Source organism: Ornithinimicrobium sp. (assembly GCF_035267225.1).
GTDB lineage: Bacteria > Actinomycetota > Actinomycetes > Actinomycetales > Dermatophilaceae > Ornithinicoccus.
Map to the genome: position 1 here is coordinate 29803 of NZ_DATFMA010000067.1, position 16546 is coordinate 46348.

Annotated in this window: 13 protein-coding genes; all 13 read right to left on the minus strand. The window is 70.5% G+C overall.

From position 1 onward, the window contains the following. Positions 1-124 precede the first annotated feature (124 nt). Positions 125-1933, minus strand: a complete 1809-nt coding sequence (locus VJ976_RS05740) for an ABC transporter substrate-binding protein (protein ID WP_324099152.1) — start codon at positions 1931-1933, stop codon at positions 125-127. A gap of 204 nt (positions 1934-2137) precedes the next feature. Beyond that, a complete protein-coding gene (locus VJ976_RS05745; RefSeq protein ID WP_324099153.1) occupies positions 2138-4225 on the minus strand; it encodes a primosomal protein N' in 2088 nt (695 codons plus the stop codon). A 51-nt stretch (positions 4226-4276) separates the two neighbouring features. After that, positions 4277-5491, minus strand: a complete 1215-nt coding sequence (metK, locus tag VJ976_RS05750; protein WP_324099154.1) for a methionine adenosyltransferase — start codon at positions 5489-5491, stop codon at positions 4277-4279. 57 nt (positions 5492-5548) lie between these two features. Then, positions 5549-6829 carry a bifunctional phosphopantothenoylcysteine decarboxylase/phosphopantothenate--cysteine ligase CoaBC gene (gene coaBC, locus VJ976_RS05755; protein ID WP_324099155.1) on the minus strand — a complete coding sequence of 427 codons (1281 nt, stop codon included), beginning with the start codon at positions 6827-6829 and terminating at the stop codon, positions 5549-5551. 37 nt (positions 6830-6866) lie between these two features. Then, positions 6867-7136, minus strand: a complete 270-nt coding sequence (rpoZ, locus tag VJ976_RS05760; RefSeq protein WP_324099156.1) for a DNA-directed RNA polymerase subunit omega — start codon at positions 7134-7136, stop codon at positions 6867-6869. After that, complete coding sequence (gmk, locus tag VJ976_RS05765; protein ID WP_324099157.1) at positions 7133-7732, minus strand: guanylate kinase; 600 nt, start codon at positions 7730-7732, stop codon at positions 7133-7135. The genes rpoZ and gmk overlap by 4 nt, the downstream gene beginning before the upstream one ends. 27 nt (positions 7733-7759) lie before the next feature. Beyond that, positions 7760-8077 (minus strand): integration host factor, actinobacterial type, encoded by a 318-nt coding sequence (mihF, locus tag VJ976_RS05770; protein WP_324099158.1) that lies wholly within the window; start codon positions 8075-8077, stop codon positions 7760-7762. Positions 8078-8304: 227 nt separating this feature from the next. After that, the gene (gene pyrF / locus VJ976_RS05775) at positions 8305-9159 is read right to left on the minus strand and encodes an orotidine-5'-phosphate decarboxylase (protein WP_324099159.1); all 855 of its coding nucleotides are present in this window, start codon (positions 9157-9159) and stop codon (positions 8305-8307) included. Beyond that, the gene (gene carB, locus VJ976_RS05780; RefSeq protein ID WP_324099160.1) at positions 9156-12482 is read right to left on the minus strand and encodes a carbamoyl-phosphate synthase large subunit; all 3327 of its coding nucleotides are present in this window, start codon (positions 12480-12482) and stop codon (positions 9156-9158) included. The genes pyrF and carB overlap by 4 nt, the downstream gene beginning before the upstream one ends. Next, positions 12469-13674, minus strand: coding sequence for a glutamine-hydrolyzing carbamoyl-phosphate synthase small subunit (carA, locus tag VJ976_RS05785; protein WP_324099161.1), 1206 nt, complete (start codon positions 13672-13674; stop codon positions 12469-12471). The genes carB and carA overlap by 14 nt, the downstream gene beginning before the upstream one ends. Continuing rightward, positions 13671-15011 (minus strand): dihydroorotase, encoded by a 1341-nt coding sequence (locus tag VJ976_RS05790; RefSeq protein ID WP_324099162.1) that lies wholly within the window; start codon positions 15009-15011, stop codon positions 13671-13673. Before VJ976_RS05790 ends, carA begins: the two co-directional genes overlap by 4 nt. Next, entirely contained in the window at positions 15008-15940 is a 933-nt protein-coding gene (locus tag VJ976_RS05795; protein ID WP_324099163.1) for an aspartate carbamoyltransferase catalytic subunit, read from the minus strand. The genes VJ976_RS05790 and VJ976_RS05795 overlap by 4 nt, the downstream gene beginning before the upstream one ends. Then, positions 15937-16491, minus strand: a complete 555-nt coding sequence (pyrR, locus tag VJ976_RS05800; protein WP_324099164.1) for a bifunctional pyr operon transcriptional regulator/uracil phosphoribosyltransferase PyrR — start codon at positions 16489-16491, stop codon at positions 15937-15939. Before pyrR ends, VJ976_RS05795 begins: the two co-directional genes overlap by 4 nt. Positions 16492-16546: the final 55 nt, after the last annotated feature.

Here is a 16546-nt window from a genome sequence, read left to right on the forward strand (position 1 = left end):
TCATCAGGGTGTAACCGACCTCGGCGCTGGGTGACGAAGTGGAGCCGGGGCCGAGCCCACCTCTCGGGGATACCGGGTAAGAGGAACTCGGCCCCCGAGAGGCGGTGCTGTACGACGGGCTACCTCACTCCGAACGCACCCACTGCTCGGCGTTCCAGGCCACCTGGGTCTGGGTCGAGTTGAAGTACACGTTGTCGAGGGTGGCGTCGTAGCCGACGACGCCCGGATGAGCGAACAGCGGGATTCCGTGCAGCTCCTCCCACAGCAGCCGCTCGATCTTCTTGCGCTGCTCGTTGAGCACCTCGGAGTCGTTCGACGAGGCCAGGGTCTCCCATGCCTGGTCGACCTCCTCGTTGCTGAACCTGCCCTTGTTCTGGTCGCCGCCGGTCTCGTAGATGACCCGCCCTGAGGCTTTCTGGCCCGAGCCGGCCCACGCGAAGAGCGCGATGTCGAAGTCGCCGACGTCCAGCGGGCCACCGGCGTCGAAGAAGTCACCACTGCCGTTGTCCTGGATGTTGAACCCGGCCTCGTCACAGCTGGCCTTGATGGCCGAGACGATGTTGGTGCGCCGCTGGTTGGGTGCCGAGTAAGCGATGTTGACGTCGACCGGGGTCTCCAGCCCGGACTCCTCCAACTTCTGGGTGGCTCCTTCGATGTCCACCTCGTCGTACTGTCCCTCGTAGGCGGCATCGACGACGTCCTTGTAGCCGTCCTGGAAGGGGAAGATCTCGCGGGCGTTCATCACCACGGCCTCGGGATCCACCGGCTGCACGAGGTTGCTGACGATCTGCTCCCTGGGCACGCACATCGCGAACGCCTCTCGAGCGGCGAGACCACCGTTGGCTTCGGCGAACGGGCTGCTGTCGCGGAAGCTGTAGTCGAGGTGCTCCCACGTCAGCGTGGGGCCTGTCAGCAGCTTGAACCCGTCGCCCATCGACTCGATGGCTTCGACGGTGTCCACGTCCGGCTGCGGTTCGATGACGTTGATGTCGCCGTTCTGGAGCGCCTGCACCATCGCTTCCGGCGCGGTGAACCGGAACGTCAGGTTGGCGGTGGCGGGGGGCGGTCCCCAGTACTCCTCGTTCGGCACCAGAGTGAGCGACTCTGGGCTGTTCCAGGTTGCACCGTCGAATGTGTAGGGGCCGGTCGACGGCGTCAGTGCCGGGTCCGGGAGGCTTCCTCCGGTGGCGGTCCAGCCCGAGTTGTAGAACTCGGCCGCCTTGTCCAGACCCTGCGGGTCCTTGTCCAAGATCTTCTGAGCCATCTCGGAGGGCTCCATGCCCGCCTGCTCGGCGACCACATGAGAGGGCAAGGGGCGCTCGAAGATGATCTGCCAGTCCGGATACGGGTTCTCGTAGACCAGCGTGAACTTCTTGCTGTCCACCTCGGTGTCGAGCCCCTCCGGGACCTGGACCCCGAGCGAGTCACCCACCGAGTCGAAGGGTGCTGCATCGTCGCCGCTGCCGAAGAGCGTTTCCGGGTTGCTGGCCGCCCACAGGAAGAGGAAGTCGTTAGAGGTGACCGGCGTACCGTCGGACCACACCGCGTCGTCGGAGATCGTGTACTCGACGGTGAGGGGGTCCTCGCTGGTCCGTTCGAAGGTTCCGAAGGTCTCGTCGCGCACGATGGTGCCGTCGGTCCCGAAGTACGTGAACCCGGTGCGTGTGCGGTCGTTGATCACCGAGTTGTAGGTGGAGTAGGTGCCCGAGGTGAGCTCGTTGTAGCTGTCCCACTCCTGCTCCCCGACGGAGTAGGTGACCTGACCGTCCTTGGTCTGGATGTCACCCAGGTCAGGCTTCTCGATGACCTCTTCGCCGGACCCCGACCCGGAGCCGCCGTCGCCCCCGGAGTCATCGTTGGAGCCCCCTCCGTCACCCCCGGAGTCCGACGTGCAGGCCGTGAGGGCAAGAGCACCCGCCGCCACGATGGCCATCGTTGTCCGCCTGATCTTCACTGTGCCTCCTGGATGGACGGTTTCGAGGTCGACGCCCGGCAACCAGGCCTCCCACGGTCCACGGGCGGGAGAGGTAGACCCTGCCGTCGTCCGGTCAGAGTATGCCGCCTTCTCGCGCTGGCGGAAGGGAAGTCGCCCACTTGACCCAAAAGTTACCGACGTGAAAGACGTGACGCACAGCCCTCATGGGGCCAGGTCGGCCGGATCCACAACCATGGACACCTGCCCAGGGGCTTTGGTCGCACTGCGATGGGCTCGCTCGCCGCGGACCAGGCGCCGTAGCTCACGCGAGCCTGCTGCCGCCTCCCCGTGGGCGCTCAGCGTCCGCAGGACCAGCCGCAGGCCGTCCTCCCCGGCCGGAGCGGGCCCGCTGGCGCCGACCAACGCCGGGTCGAGGTGGTCGTGGTCGTGCAGGTGTCGCTCCACCTCACGCACGGCAGCGGCGTCACCGGTGATCACCGCAGCCCGGCTGACCGGCGGGAGGCCGATCTCTTCCCGCTCGTGCAGCTCGGAGTCCACCAGCCACTGCGGGTCCCAGCGCACGAGGGCCTCGATGGGCCGCAGACCGGCGTGTGCCGGCACCCCGCACAGCACGACGCGACCGCCGTCCTCCGCCGGGCGCGCGAGGCCGGCCGCCGCGGACCACCGGCGTAGGGACTCCACCGGAGCGTCCAGACCCGCACGCCCGAGCAGGGCCCAGCCGTCAAGGAGGAGCACAGCCGCGTACCCCTCGGCGGCCGCGGGCTCGGCGCCGGGGGTGGCGACCACGATCGCCGGGCGCGCGTCCACTGTGTCGAGCACGTGTCCGGAGCGGGAGGTCATCACCGGTACCTGCGCGAACGCGCGACCGATCTCGTAGGCCGTGCGTTCGTCACCGGCGTTGTCGGCACGTCGTCGGGTGGAGCCACACGCGGGGCAGGGCACGGCCGTCACGTCTGTGTCGCACCAGCGGCACCGCGCGCCACGCTGGTGCCCGGCTACCTCGGTGGGGCCGTGGCAGCTCGGACAGCGCACTCGCGTCCGGCACTGCAAGCAGCTCAGCCCCATGACGTACCCGCGTCGAGGCACCTGGACCAGCACCGGGCCCCGCTGCAGGCCCTCGGAGACGGCGCGCCAGGCCAGCGAAGGCAGCCGCGCCGACTGGGCCGCGGCATCCCGGCTCGGCTCGTATCCTTCCCCCGCCACCTCGACGCGGGGGCCGGCTGCTCTGACGACGTCTCCCGGAGCGTGCACACTGTGCATCCGCTCCCCGCGGACCCACCACCCCACCTCCGCGGTGCGGACATAGCCGGAGACGACCAGGCCCGCACCCGCGTCCTCGGCCCGGAGCCGCAGCACCTCACGGGTGTGCGGATACGGAGAGCGGGGTTCGCGATGGAGGTCGTCACCGTCGTCCCACAGCACGAAGAGGCCCGGCTCGTGCACCGGCGCGTAGGCAGCGGCTCGCGTCCCGATCACGACCCGCTGCTGGCCCCGCAGCACCGACAGCCATGAGCGGTAGCGCGCTTCTGGCCCCTGGTCGGCGGTCAGCTTCACGTGACGGCCCACCCCGAGCAGCGCGTCGAGGGCGGCCCCGAGACGCTCGACGTCGCGGTGGTCGGGCACCACGACCACGCTGCCGCGCCCGGCCGACGAGGCTGCGGCCACCAGTGCGCCCACCTCCGCGGCCCAGCGCGGTCGGGGCGCGGAGCCGGGAAGAGCCAGCACCGAGGCCCAGGGGCCCTCACCGTCAGCGAGGCGCCGCAGCAGAGCCTCCCCGGCGGGGTAAGGCTGCCACGGCGAGTGGATGCGCTCCGGCTCCGGTGCGGGCTCTTCCGATGCGGGTGCAGCCTCGGGGGTGCTGCGCTCGGCCCGAGCGTGGCGTGGGGGAACGGCCAGGCGCAGCACGTCAGCGAGGGTGCCGGCGTAGTGGTCGGCGACGCGGCGCGCGACCCGGTGGATGTGCGGGGTGAGCACGGGTTCGGGGCTGACCACACGACGCAACGGCGTCAACGTCCCGACGTGCTGTGCGTTCGCGCGACGTTCGAGCAGGAAGCCGTCGTGGTCCCGCCCCGCGAAGCGCACCCGTACCCGGACTCCGGGGACGGCGGTCTCGTCCAGTGCGGCCGGCACCGCGTACTCGAACACCCGGTCCAGGTGAGCCAACGGGGTGTCGATCACCACGTCCGCCACCGGGTCGGCGACCTCTGGTGCGGCGTTCTCGCCTGCGGGCCGCTGGCGGCTCGGGGTGGGGGGCACCAACGCCAGCTGCTCCCCGCTGGAAGCGGTCATACCCGGTGTTCTACCGCAGGGCGCCGACAGTGCAGGCAGCGCCACCTGCACTCACAGGGCCGACTGCAGAGCCTCCACGCGGTTCGTCTCCTCCCAGGTGAAGCCCCGCTCGAGCCCCTGGGGGCTGCGCCGCCCGAAGTGGCCGTAGGCGGCGGTCGCCTGGTAGATCGGGCGCAGCAGGTCCAGCTCCTCCATCAGGGCCATCGGGCGGAGGTCGAAGACGGTGTCGATGGCGCGCTCGATCTTCTCCACCGGCACCGTCTCGGTGCCGAAGGTCTCGACGTACAGTCCCACCGGGCTCGCGGTGCCGATGGCGTAGGCGACCTGGATCTCACACCGGCGCGCCAGGCCGGCGGCGACGACGTTCTTGGCCACCCACCGCACGGCATAGGCCGCGGACCGGTCCACCTTGCTGGGGTCCTTGCCGGAGAAGGCGCCGCCCCCGTGGCGAGCCATCCCGCCGTAGGTGTCGACGATGATCTTGCGACCCGTCAGCCCCGCGTCGCCCATCGGGCCGCCGACCACGAAGGTGCCGGTCGGGTTGATCAGCACGCGGTAGTCGGTGGTGTCCCAGGTCACCCCGGCCTCCTCACACTGTTCGAGCACGGGCACGATCACCCGCGTGCGGATATCGGGGTCGAGCTGACCGGACAGCGAGATGCCTTCGGCGTGCTGGGTGGACAGCACGACCGTGTCGAGGCGCACAGCGTTGTCCCCGGCGTACTCCACGGTCACCTGGGTCTTGCCGTCCGGACGGAGGTAGTCCAGCTCGGCGGTCTTGCGCACGGCCGAGAGCTGCTCGGCCAGGCGATGGGCCACGAAGATCGGCAGCGGCATCATCTCGGGAGTGTCATCGCAGGCGTAGCCGAACATGAGGCCCTGGTCTCCGGCCCCCTGGCTGCTGCGCGCATCCTGCGTTCCCCCGCTGCGGTGCTCAGCGGCGGTGTCCACCCCGACGGCGATGTCCGCCGACTGCTCACCGATGGAGACCTCGACCCCGCAGGTGCGCCCGTCGAAGCCCTTGTGCGAGTTGTCGTAGCCGATGCCCAGGATGGTCTCCCGGACGATCTTGGGGATCTCGGCGTAGCCGCTGGTGCGGACCTCCCCGGCGACGTGGACCAGACCCGTGGTGACCATGGTCTCGACCGCGACCCGAGACTGAGGATCCTGTCGCAGGATCTCGTCGAGGATCCCGTCGCTGATCTGGTCGCAGATCTTGTCGGGATGACCCTCGGTGACGGACTCGGAGGTGAACAGACGGGGCACAGGTTCTCCTTGGCTGCAGCGGCTGCTGACGTCAATGGCCACATGGCCGCGGTGAGTCTACCGGCGCTGGGCCCGGTCGTCGTCGGCCTCCAGCACCGCGTCCCAGACCGCGTGCGCGGTCGCGGTCTTGCTCGCGGGGCCCACCGTACGCGGCGGCACCCTCGCGGAACGCAGGATGTGCACCGTGCTCTGGTCGGACCCGAAGGCACCGCCCGCGCCGACGTCGTTGGCCACGAGGATGTCGCAGCCCTTGCGCTGTAGCTTCTGCCGGGCGTGATGCAGCACGTCGCCCTCCGCGTCGCCGGTCTCCGCCGCGAAACCCACCAGGATGGGGGCCGGCGCCTCGCCACGCTGACGCACCAGACCGGCCAGGATGTCCGGGTTGCGGACGAGATCGAGCCGAAGGCCGTCCTGGGTCTGTGGGCTCTTCTTCATCTTGGCCTCGGCGACCTCCGCAGGCCGGTAGTCGGCCACCGCCGCGGACATCACGACGGCGTCGTACTCCTCGCGCGCGAGGAGCTCGTGCACGGACTGCTCCATCTCACGCGCCGGCCCGACCCGTCTGACCTGCATGCCATCCGGGAGGTCGACGGAGACATCGGCCGCGACGAGGGTCACCTCGGCGCCACGCTGGGCGGCCGCCGAGGCCAGAGCGACGCCCTGCTTGCCCGAGGACCGGTTCCCGAGGAAGCGCACGGGATCGAGGGGTTCACGTGTGCCCCCCGCCGTAACCAGAACCCGCCACCCCGCCAGGTCCTTCGCCCGCGAGGAGGCCTCGTCGCCGTTGTCGTCCGGGTCGGCTGTGTGGACTCGCTGCTCGAGCACCTCCAGCGCCGCGGCGTAGATGTCCTCCGGTTCAGCCAGTCTGCCCGGCCCGCTGTCGGCGCCGGTCAAGCGTCCCTCCCCCGGCTCGAGCACGTGCACTCCTCGGCCCCGCAGGGTGCGCACGTTCGCCACCGTGGCCGGGTGCTGCCACATCTCGGTATGCATCGCCGGGGCCAAGACCACCGGAGCTCTGGTGGTCAGCAACACGTTGCCCAGCAGGTCCCCGGCCAGACCGTGGGCCGCCTGCGCCAGCAGGTCGGCGGTGGCGGGGGCGACGATGACGAGGTCGGCCTGCTGGCCGACCCGTACGTGCGGAACCTCGTGGACGTCGTCCCAGACCCGCGACGACACCGCACGACCGGACAGGGCCGCCCAGGTCGCCTCCCCGACGAACTGCAGCGCAGCCTGCGTGGGCACGACCTGGACGTCGTGCCCCTCGGTCACCATGCGGCGCAGCAGAGAACAGGCCTTGTAGGCCGCGATCCCGCCTCCCACACCCAGCACCACCTGCATCGGCCAGGCTCCTGAGGTGTCCGTGACTCCCGAGGGCCTAGCTGGTCCCGTCGGGACGACTGGTGGCGAGCTTGTGCTGGTCGACCTCCTGCAGCGCGATGGAGAGAGGCTTGTCGGTCTGCTCCGCCTCGACCAAGGGCCCGACGTACTCCAGCAGTCCCTCGCTGAGCTGGGAATAGTACGCGTTGATCTGTCGCGCGCGCTTGGCGGCGTAGATCACCAACGCGTACTTGGAGTCCGCCTTCTCCAGCAGGCTGTCGATGGGGGGGTTGGTGATGCCGTCCGGGTGAGCGATGGTGCCAATCACGAAGTGTCTGTCCCTTGGTTGGTGGGGTCATCTGAGGGGTCCGTGAGCAATGATACGAGTTCTTCGCCCGCCCGGGCGACATCGTCGTTGACGATGGTCGTGTCGAACTCCGCGACTGCGGCCAGCTCCTGCCTGGCGGTCTGCAGTCGTCGCTCCCGTTCGGCCGACGACTCCGTGCCGCGCCCGTCCAACCGATGCACGAGCTCCTCCCACGAGGGAGGAGCGAGGAAGACGAAAAGTGCGTCGGGCATCTTGTTCTTGACCTGCCGAGCCCCCTGCAGGTCGATCTCCAGCAACGCCGGACGGCCCGTGGCCATGGCGCGCTCGACGGCGCTTCTCGGGGTGCCGTACTTGGCGTGTCCGTGCACCACCGCCCATTCCAGCAGCTCGCCCGCCTCGCACATCCGGTCGAACTCGGCGTCGGAGACGAAGTGGTAGTGCACACCGTCGGTTTCACCCGGCCGCGCCGGGCGCGTGGTCACCGAGACCGAGACCCAGATCTGGGGGTGCTGGGATCGCACGTACGCCGCCAGGGTCCCCTTGCCGACGGCGGTGGGGCCGGCCAGCACGACCAGACGCGTCGGGGCAGGCGACATGCGCTCGGCTTCCCGGACAGCCTGCGGCTAGGAGGCGTCGAAGCGCGCCAACAGCTTCTCGGTCTGGTTGGCCCCCAGGCCACGCACCCGGCGGCTCTGTGAGATCCCGATCTCGTCCATGATCTGGCGGGCCCGCACCTGGCCCACGCCCGGCAGCGACTCGAGGAGCGCGGAGACCTTCATCTTCCCGACCACGTCGTTGTCTTTGCCCATGGCGATGACTCCCTTGAGCGACCCCTGCGAGTGCTTGAGCCGGTTCTTCACCTCGGCCCGCTCGCGCCGGGCTTCTGCGGCCTTGGCCAGGGCCTCGGCGCGCTGCTCGGGCGTCAGTTGTGGAAGTGCCACTGTCGATCTCCTCGTGTCCATCGCAGCAAAGCGTGCTGCTGTCTCGTGCCGTCCAGCCGGTGCGGGAGACGCACCCGCCACAGAAGCCGCCCCAGGCTCACGTGCCTCTGGCCGAACTTATCGACTGGACCGGCGACTGCCAAGCCCTAGCATGCGGGGTGCGACACCGGTGCGCGACCGCAGCGGCTGTGGGGTGGTGTTCGGCGCGGCGGGAGGGCCGGATTGCCTCACCGGTAGAGAGATTCGCGAAGTTCTTGGTTGAGCCTGTGACACCGCTCACGCACCCTTGTGGCGTCGAGGCCGGCATCGAGCAGACCGCGGCTGACCGGGGCGAGGACCCGGTCAGCGCTGCTGCCGAAGCCGGCAGCGAGGTCAGCCGGCGTGGCGCCCTGGGCACCCACTCCGGGGGCCAGGATCGGGCCCCCGCAGGCGCCCAGACTCTCGGCCAGCCCCAGCTGGATGAGCGTGGGCCCGAGGTTCGCTCCCACGACGACGCCCACACTGCCCAGCGATGGACGGCCCGACGGCGCCGCCGCATTCCGCTCGGCGACCTGGGCCAGGATGTCGGCCGCCACCGGGGGGTCGCCGCGGTGCTGCACCTGGGCACCCTCGGGGTTGGAGGTCAGCGCCAGCACGAACACTCCGCGCCCGGACTCCTGCGCCTCGTCGAGCGCTGGGGCCAGCGACCCGAACCCGAGGTAGGGGCTGAGCGTCACGGCATCGGCCGCCAACGGTGCACCCTCGGCCAGGTACGCCTGCGCGTAGGCGGTCATCGTCGAGCCGATGTCCCCCCGCTTGACGTCGAGGATCGACAGCGTCCGGGCCGAGGCCAGGTCCGTCAGCAAGGTCTCGAGCACGGCGATCCCGGCGGCGCCGTGCCGCTCGTAGAAGGCGGACTGTGGCTTGACGGCCGCGACCCGCCCGGCGACGGCCTCGGTCACGGTGCCGGTGAAGCGGCGCAGTGACTCCACGGTGTCGGGCAGCCCGGCCCGGGCGAGCAGCTGGGGGTGCGCGTCGATCCCGGCGCAGAGAGGTCCGTACTGCCTCATCGCCTCGGCGAGGCGGACGCCGAACGGTGTCACTCGCGCACGCGTCCGTAGAGGTTCAGGGCCGCGGTGTGGTCCTGCAACGAGACGACGCTACTGACACCGGCACGCATGGCCTCGATGCCCAGGACCGCAGCGCCGAGCTGCTGGACCGTGGTGATGATGGGTTTGTCCAGGCTCGTCGTGGCGGCCCGGATGGCGTAGCCGTCGGCTCGGGCGTCCCGTCCGGATGGAGTGTTGACCACCATGGCCACCTCACCACCGGAGATGAGGTCGACGACGGTGGGCTCACCGTCGGGGCCACGCCCCTGGCTGTGCTTGCGCACTTGGCGGGACTGGATGCCGTTGCGGCGCAGGACGTCTGCCGTCCCGGCGGTGGCCAGCACCTCGAACCCCAGGTCGACGAGGCGCTTGATCGGGAAGATCATCGAGCGCTTGTCCCGGTTGGCCACGGAGACGAACACGGCGCCGCTGGTGGGCAGGCCCGATCCGGCGCGCAGCTGGGACTTGGCGAAGGCCGTGCCGAAGTCGGTGTCGATGCCCATCACCTCCCCCGTGGAGCGCATCTCGGGCCCGAGGATCGAGTCCACAGCCTGACCGGTCTGGGTGCGGAACCGGCGGAAGGGCAGGATCGCCTCCTTGACGCTCACCGGCGCCTGGGGTGGCAGCATCGCGCCGTCCACACCGGCCGGCAGCAATCCCTCGCCCCGGAGGTCTTCGATCGTCGCGCCCAGCATGACCCGAGCGGCGGCTCGCGCCAGCGGGATGCCCGTGGCCTTGGCCACGAACGGCACGGTGCGACTCGCCCTGGGGTTGGCCTCCAGCACGTAGAGCACGTCCTGGGCCAGCGCGAACTGCACGTTGATCAGACCTCGCACGCCGATCGCCTCGGCCAGCCTGGTCGTGGCCTCGCGGACCCGCCGCATCTCCTCGCGGCCCAGCGTGATGGGCGGGAGCACGCACGCCGAGTCTCCCGAGTGGATCCCGGCCTCCTCGATATGCTCCATGATCCCGCCCAGGAAGAGCTCGTGACCGTCGTACAGACCGTCCACGTCGATCTCCACGGCCTCGTCCAGAAAGCGGTCGATCAGCACCGGGTGCTCCGGGGCCGCGGCGACGGCCCGGGAGACGTACTGCTGCAGCGAGGTCTCGTCGTAGACGATCTCCATGCCACGGCCACCGAGGACGTAGGAGGGCCGCACCAGGACCGGGTATCCGATGGTCTGCGCGATCGCGGTCGCCGCGCCGACGGAGTAGGCGGTGTCGTGCCGGGGCGCCGACAGCTGGGTCTGGGCCAGCACCCGGCCGAAGGCGCCACGGTCCTCGGCCAGGTGGATGGACTCCGGGGGCGTACCCACGATCGGCACCCCTTCGGCCTTGAGGGCCGCGGCCAGGCCCAGTGGAGTCTGCCCTCCGAGCTGCACGACGACGCCGGCCACCGGCCCGGCCTGCCGTTCGGCGTGCACCACCTCCAGGACGTCCTCCAGGGTGAGCGGCTCGAAGTAGAGCCGGCTGGAGGTGTCGTAGTCGGTGGACACGGTCTCCGGGTTGCAGTTCACCATCACGGTGTCGAAGCCGGCGTCGCGCAAGGCCATCGAGGCGTGGACGCACGAGTAGTCGAACTCGATGCCCTGCCCGATCCGGTTCGGACCGGATCCCAGGATGAGCACCGCGGGACGCTCTCGGGGCGCGACTTCGGTCTCGCTGTCGTAGCTGGAGTAGTGGTAGGGAGTGAGCGCGACGAACTCCCCGGCGCAGGTGTCCACCGTCTTGTAGACCGGTCGGATGCCCAGCGCGTGTCGCACCCCACGGACGACATCGGTGGCCATCCCGGTCAGCTCGGCGATCTGGGCGTCCGAGAGCCCGACCCGCTTGGCCCGGCGCAGAGCCTCCGGCGCCAGTCGCGTCGACCCTCGCTGCCCGCCGCGGCCGACCTGCTCGGCCACCTCGTTGATCATGGCGATCTGGTCCAGGAACCACGGGTCGATCCCGGTGGCGTCGTGGGCTTGGGCCACACTCACTCCGCCGCGCAACGCCTGCTGCACCAGCACCAGCCGCCCGTCGGTCGGCGTGCGGGACTGGTCCAGCAGAGCGTCCGCCTGCTCGGGGCCGGGGCTGTCCTCGCGTCGCCAATGGAAGGAGGAACCCGCCTGCTCGGTGGAGCGCAGTGCCTTGTTGAGGGCTTCGGCGAAGCTCCGGCCGATCGCCATGGCCTCCCCGACCGACTTCATCGTCGTGGTCAGGGTGGCGTCGGCGGCCGGGAACTTCTCGAACGCGAAGCGGGGCACCTTGACCACGACGTAGTCCAGGGTGGGCTCGAAGCTGGCCGGAGTGGCGCCGGTGATGTCGTTCGGCACCTCGTCCAGGGTGTAGCCCAGCGCCATCTTGGCGGCGATCTTGGCGATCGGGAAGCCCGTGGCCTTCGACGCCAGGGCCGAGGAACGGGAGACCCGGGGGTTCATCTCGATCACGATGACGCGGCCGTCCACCGGGTTCACGGCGAACTGGATGTTGCACCCGCCGGTGTCCACCCCGACCTCGCGGATGATGGCGATGCCGATGTCGCGAAGGTTCTGGTACTCCCGGTCGGTCAGGGTCATCGCGGGCGCCACGGTGATCGAGTCGCCGGTATGTACCCCCATCGGGTCGAGGTTCTCGATGGAGCAGACCACGACCACGTTGTCGGCCGTGTCCCGCATCACCTCGAGCTCGTACTCCTTCCAGCCCAGGATCGACTCCTCGAGCAGCACCTCGGTGGTGGGGCTGTCCTGCAGCCCGGCACCGGCGATCCGCCGCAGGGACGGCTCGTCGAAGGCGAACCCCGAGCCCAGACCGCCCATCGTGAAGCTGGGACGGACGACGACGGGGTACCCCAGCTCCTCGGCCGCAGCCAGGACCTCGTCCATGCTGTGGCAGATGGCGCTGCGCGCCACGTCCGCTCCGCACCGCTTCACCACGCCCTTGAAGGCCTGCCGGTCCTCGCCGAGCTGGATCGCCGCCACGTTGGCGCCGATCAGAGGACATTCGTACCGGGCCAGCACCCCGGCCTCGTCCAAGGCGATCGCGGTGTTCAGGGCGGTCTGACCGCCCAGGGTGGCCAGCACGGCGTCCGGGCGCTCCTTGGCGATGATCGCCTCGACGATCTCGGGGGTGATCGGCTCCACGTAGGTCGCGTCGGCCACCCCCGGGTCGGTCATGATGGTCGCCGGGTTGGAGTTGACCAGGACGACCCGCACACCCTCCTCCCGCAGGACGCGGCAGGCCTGCGTCCCGGAGTAGTCGAACTCGGCCGCCTGGCCGATCACAATCGGCCCCGAGCCGATCACCAGCACACTGGTGACGTCCTCACGTCTCGGCACGGCCGGCCTCCTGGTCGGGTCGGGTCTGGTGCTCGCGCAACATCGAGGTGAACCTGTCGAACAGGTAGGCCGCGTCGCGGGGGCCCGCCGCGGCCTCGGGGTGGTACTGCACGGAGAACGCGGGACGGTCCAGGCACGACAGCCCCTCCACCACCCCGTCGTTGAGCGCCACGTGGGAGACCACGACCGAGCCGTAGGGGGTGCTCACCGGCTCGTCGACCTCGCCCGGCCAGTCGACGGCGAAGCCGTGGTTGTGGCTGGTCACCTCGACCTTGCCGGTCGCGCGGTCCAGCACCGGCTGGTTGATGCCCCGGTGCCCGAAGGCCAGCTTGTAGGTCTCCAACCCGAGCGCCCGGGCCAGCAGCTGGTTGCCGAAGCAGATGCCGAAGAACGGCACCCTCGCCTGCAGCACCTCCTGCAGCAGAGCGACCTCGGCGTCCGCAGTAGCGGGGTCACCGGGGCCGTTGGAGAAGAACACCCCGTCGGGCCGCACGGCCATCACGTCGGTGAAGGTGCTGCGGGACGGGAGCACGTGCACGTCGATGCCCCGCCGGGACAGCAGGGCGGGCGTCATCCCCTTGATCCCGAGGTCCAAGGCGGCCACGGTCAGCTTCGGCAGGGCAGATCCCTCGCCCGAGGGGGGCCCGGCCGCGGGCACCAGGTACGCCTCCCGCGTGGAGACCTCGGCGGCCAGAGCCTGCCCGGCCATGCGCGGCGCCTGCTGCACCGCGTGCTCCAAGGCATCGGTCCCGGCTTCGGCCGCACCACCGGAGAAGATGCCCACACGCATCGCGCCGCGATCCCGCAGGTGCCGCGTGAGCGCCCGGGTGTCGAGCTCACAGATCCCCACCACCCCGTGGTCGGCCAGCGCCTGCTCCAGGTCTCCTTGCGAGCGCCAGTTCGAGGGGCGGATGGCGGGGTCGCGTACCACGAACCCCGCGACCCAGATCTGCTTACTCTCCATGTCGCCGCTGTTGACGCCGGTGTTCCCGATGTGCGGCGCGGTCATCACCACCACCTGGCGGTGGTAGCTGGGGTCGGTCAGCGTCTCCTGGTAGCCCGTCATCCCGGTGCTGAACACGGCCTCGCCGATCGTGCTGCCGACGGCCCCGTAGGAGCGACCGGTGAAGACGCGGCCGTCCTCGAGCACCAGCACGGCTCGGGTGCGGTCCGGCGGGGTCGTGCCGGTCACGACTGGGCTCCCCAGGCCAGACCCTCGCGGGCTGTCACCAGCCCCCGGAGCATGGTCAGGTGGACAGCGCCGGTCAGCGGACGACCGTGCCAGGGGTTGTTGCGGGACAGTGACTGTGAGTGAGCCGCGTCCACCACTACCGGGCGCGTCGGGTCCACCAGCGTGAGCGTCGCCGGTGCGCCCGGCTGAAGGGGCTGGCCGTGCTCGGGTAGACCTGCGATGGCCGCGGGTGCGATGGACATGACCCTGGCCACGTCGGCCCAGCCCATCATGCCCGTCTGCACCATGGCCGTGCTGACCACCGAGAGGGCCTGCTCCAGGCCGAGCATCCCGAAGGCGGCGTCGGCGTAGGCGTGCTCCTTGTCCGCCCGCACGTGCGGTGCATGGTCCGTCGCCACGACGTCGATGGTGCCGTCGGCGAGCGCACCACGCAGCGCCTGCACGTCGCTGGAGGGCCGCAGCGGGGGGTTGACCTTGTACACCGGGTCGTAGGTGCTCAGCAGCTCGCAGTCGAGCATGAGGTGGTGCGGGGTCACCTCCGCGGTGACGGCGATGCCCTGCGCCTTGGCCCACCGGATGACCTCCACGCTGCCGGCGGTGGACACGTGCGCGATGTGCACCCGGGAGCCGGTATGCCGGGCCAGCATGACGTCCCGGGCCACGATCGACTCCTCGGCCACCGCCGGCCACCCGGGCAGCCCGAGCCGCCCGGACAGCTCCCCCTCGTGGGCGCAGGCGGAGGGGCCGGCCAGCTGGGGATCCTGCGCGTGCTGGGAGACCACGCCGCCGAAGGCACGCACGTACTCCAGCGCCCGGCGCATCAGCCGGGCGTCGTGGACGCACTTGCCGTCGTCGGAGAACAGGCGCACGCGGGCCCGGCTGCGGGCCATGAGCCCCAGCTCGGCGAGCTCGCCTCCGGCCAGGCCCTTGGACACCGCCCCGACCGGCAGCACGTCCACGTATCCGGCCCGTCGTCCCAGGTCGTACACGCGCTCCGCGGCTTCGGCGGTGTCCGTCACGGGGGTGGTGTTGGCCATCGCGTGGACCGCGGTGAAGCCGCCCACCGCAGCGGCCCGGGAGCCCGAGGCGATGGTCTCGCTGTCTTCGCGGCCCGGCTCGCGCAGGTGCGTGTGCAGGTCCACCAGACCGGGCAGCGCCACCATCCCGTCGGCGTCCAGCCGGGCCAGCCCCTCGCCCATGCCCTCCGCGGCCTCGGTGGCCTCCGGGCCCACGGCGCGGATCCGGGAACCGGAGACGAGGAGGTCTCCGCGCCCGGATCCCGCGAGGTCGGCCCCGGTCACGAGCAGGTCCGCTGCGGGACGGTGCGGCTCGTTCATGCGCTCATCGCCTCTCCGGACAACAGGTGGTACAGGATCGACATCCGCACCGCCACCCCGGCCGAGACCTGCTCGAGCACCAGTGACTGCGCGGCGTCGGCGGCCTCTCCGGAGATCTCCAGACCGCGGTTCATCGGCCCGGGGTGGGCGATGACCGCGTGCCCGGGGAGGGCGGCGAGCCGAGCGGTGGTGAGGCCGTAGGTGACGGCGTACTCCCGCGCCGTCGGGAAGTACCCTCCGCTCATCCGCTCGCGCTGCACGCGCAGCATCATCACGGCGTCGACGCTCGGCAGCACGTCGTCGAGGTCGTAGGAGGTGGCGAAGCCGTCGCCCTCCGACCACGGCCCGATGCCACTGGGCATGAGCGTGGGTGGGGCCACCAGGGTCACCCGCGCGCCGAGGGTGCGCAGGCAGATCAGGTTGGAGCGCAGCACCCGGGAGTGCGCCAGGTCACCCACCAGGGCCACGTGCCGGCCCTCGAGGTCCCCGAGCCGGGCTCGCATCGTGTACGCGTCGAGCAGGGCCTGGCTGGGGTGTTCGTGCGTCCCGTCTCCGGCGTTGACGATGGAGCAGTTGGTCCACTGCGCGATGGTCGCCGGTGCCCCGGAGGCCATGTGCCGGATGACCATCATGTCCACCCCCATGGCGTCGATGGTCTTGACCGTGTCGCGCAGACTCTCCCCCTTGGACACCGACGTGCCCTTGCCGGTGAGGTTGATGGTGTCGGCCGACATCCACTTGCCGGCCAGCTCGAAGCTGCTCCGGGTCCGGGTGGAGTCCTCGAAGAAGAAGTTGATGATGGTCCGGCCCCGCAGCGTCGGCAGCTTCTTGACCTCGCGGTGCTGCACCTCGTGCATGGTGGCCGCGGTGTCCAGGATGGCCAGGATCTCCTCCCGCGAGAGGTCCGCCATCGACAGCAGGTGCTTCACGAGCCGGCCTCCTGGGCGATGCGCACCTCGTCGTGACCGTCGACCTCCGCCAGTCGCACCCAGACCCGTTCGGTCTTGGCCGTCGGTAGGTTCTTGCCCACGTAGTCAGCACGGATGGGCAGCTCACGGTGTCCGCGGTCGACCATCACGGCCAGCCGGACGCTCTGGGGCCGGCCGTAGTCGGCCAGGGCGTCGAGGGCCGCACGCACCGTCCGGCCGGAGTAGAGCACGTCGTCGACCAGCACGACGACCTTCCCCTCGACGCCGCCTGGGGGCAGTGAGGTGGGCTCGACGTGACGCACCGGCTGTCGGCGGAGGTCGTCGCGGTACATGGTGATGTCCAGGGCGCCGCACGGCACGTGCTCGCCCTCCACCTCGGCCATGGTCTGCGCGAGGCGATGGGCCAGGGGGACGCCGCGACTGGGGATGCCGAGAAGGACGAGGTCGGCGGAACCCTTGTTCGCCTCCAGCACCTCGTGTCCCACCCGGCGCAGCGCACGCGCCATGTCAGGACCGCTCAGTACCATCCGACCGGGCAAGGCGTCGTTCATCGAGGCCCCACGCTCCTTCCCCGCCTCACTGGACGGTGGTTAAAGGATTGACTGG

Bases quoted from the DNA above. Each gene is read 5' to 3' on its own strand.
- VJ976_RS05740 (WP_324099152.1), bottom strand. From the start codon at position 1,933: ATGGCCATCGTGGCGGCGGGTGCTCTTGCCCTCACGGCCTGCACGTCG.
- VJ976_RS05745 (WP_324099153.1), bottom strand. From the start codon at position 4,225: ATGACCGCTTCCAGCGGGGAGCAGCTGGCGTTGGTGCCCCCCACCCCG.
- coaBC (WP_324099155.1), bottom strand. From the start codon at position 6,829: ATGCAGGTGGTGCTGGGTGTGGGAGGCGGGATCGCGGCCTACAAGGCC.
- gmk (WP_324099157.1), bottom strand. From the start codon at position 7,732: ATGTCGCCTGCCCCGACGCGTCTGGTCGTGCTGGCCGGCCCCACCGCC.
- VJ976_RS05790 (WP_324099162.1), bottom strand. From the start codon at position 15,011: ATGAACGAGCCGCACCGTCCCGCAGCGGACCTGCTCGTGACCGGGGCC.
- pyrR (WP_324099164.1), bottom strand. From the start codon at position 16,491: ATGAACGACGCCTTGCCCGGTCGGATGGTACTGAGCGGTCCTGACATG.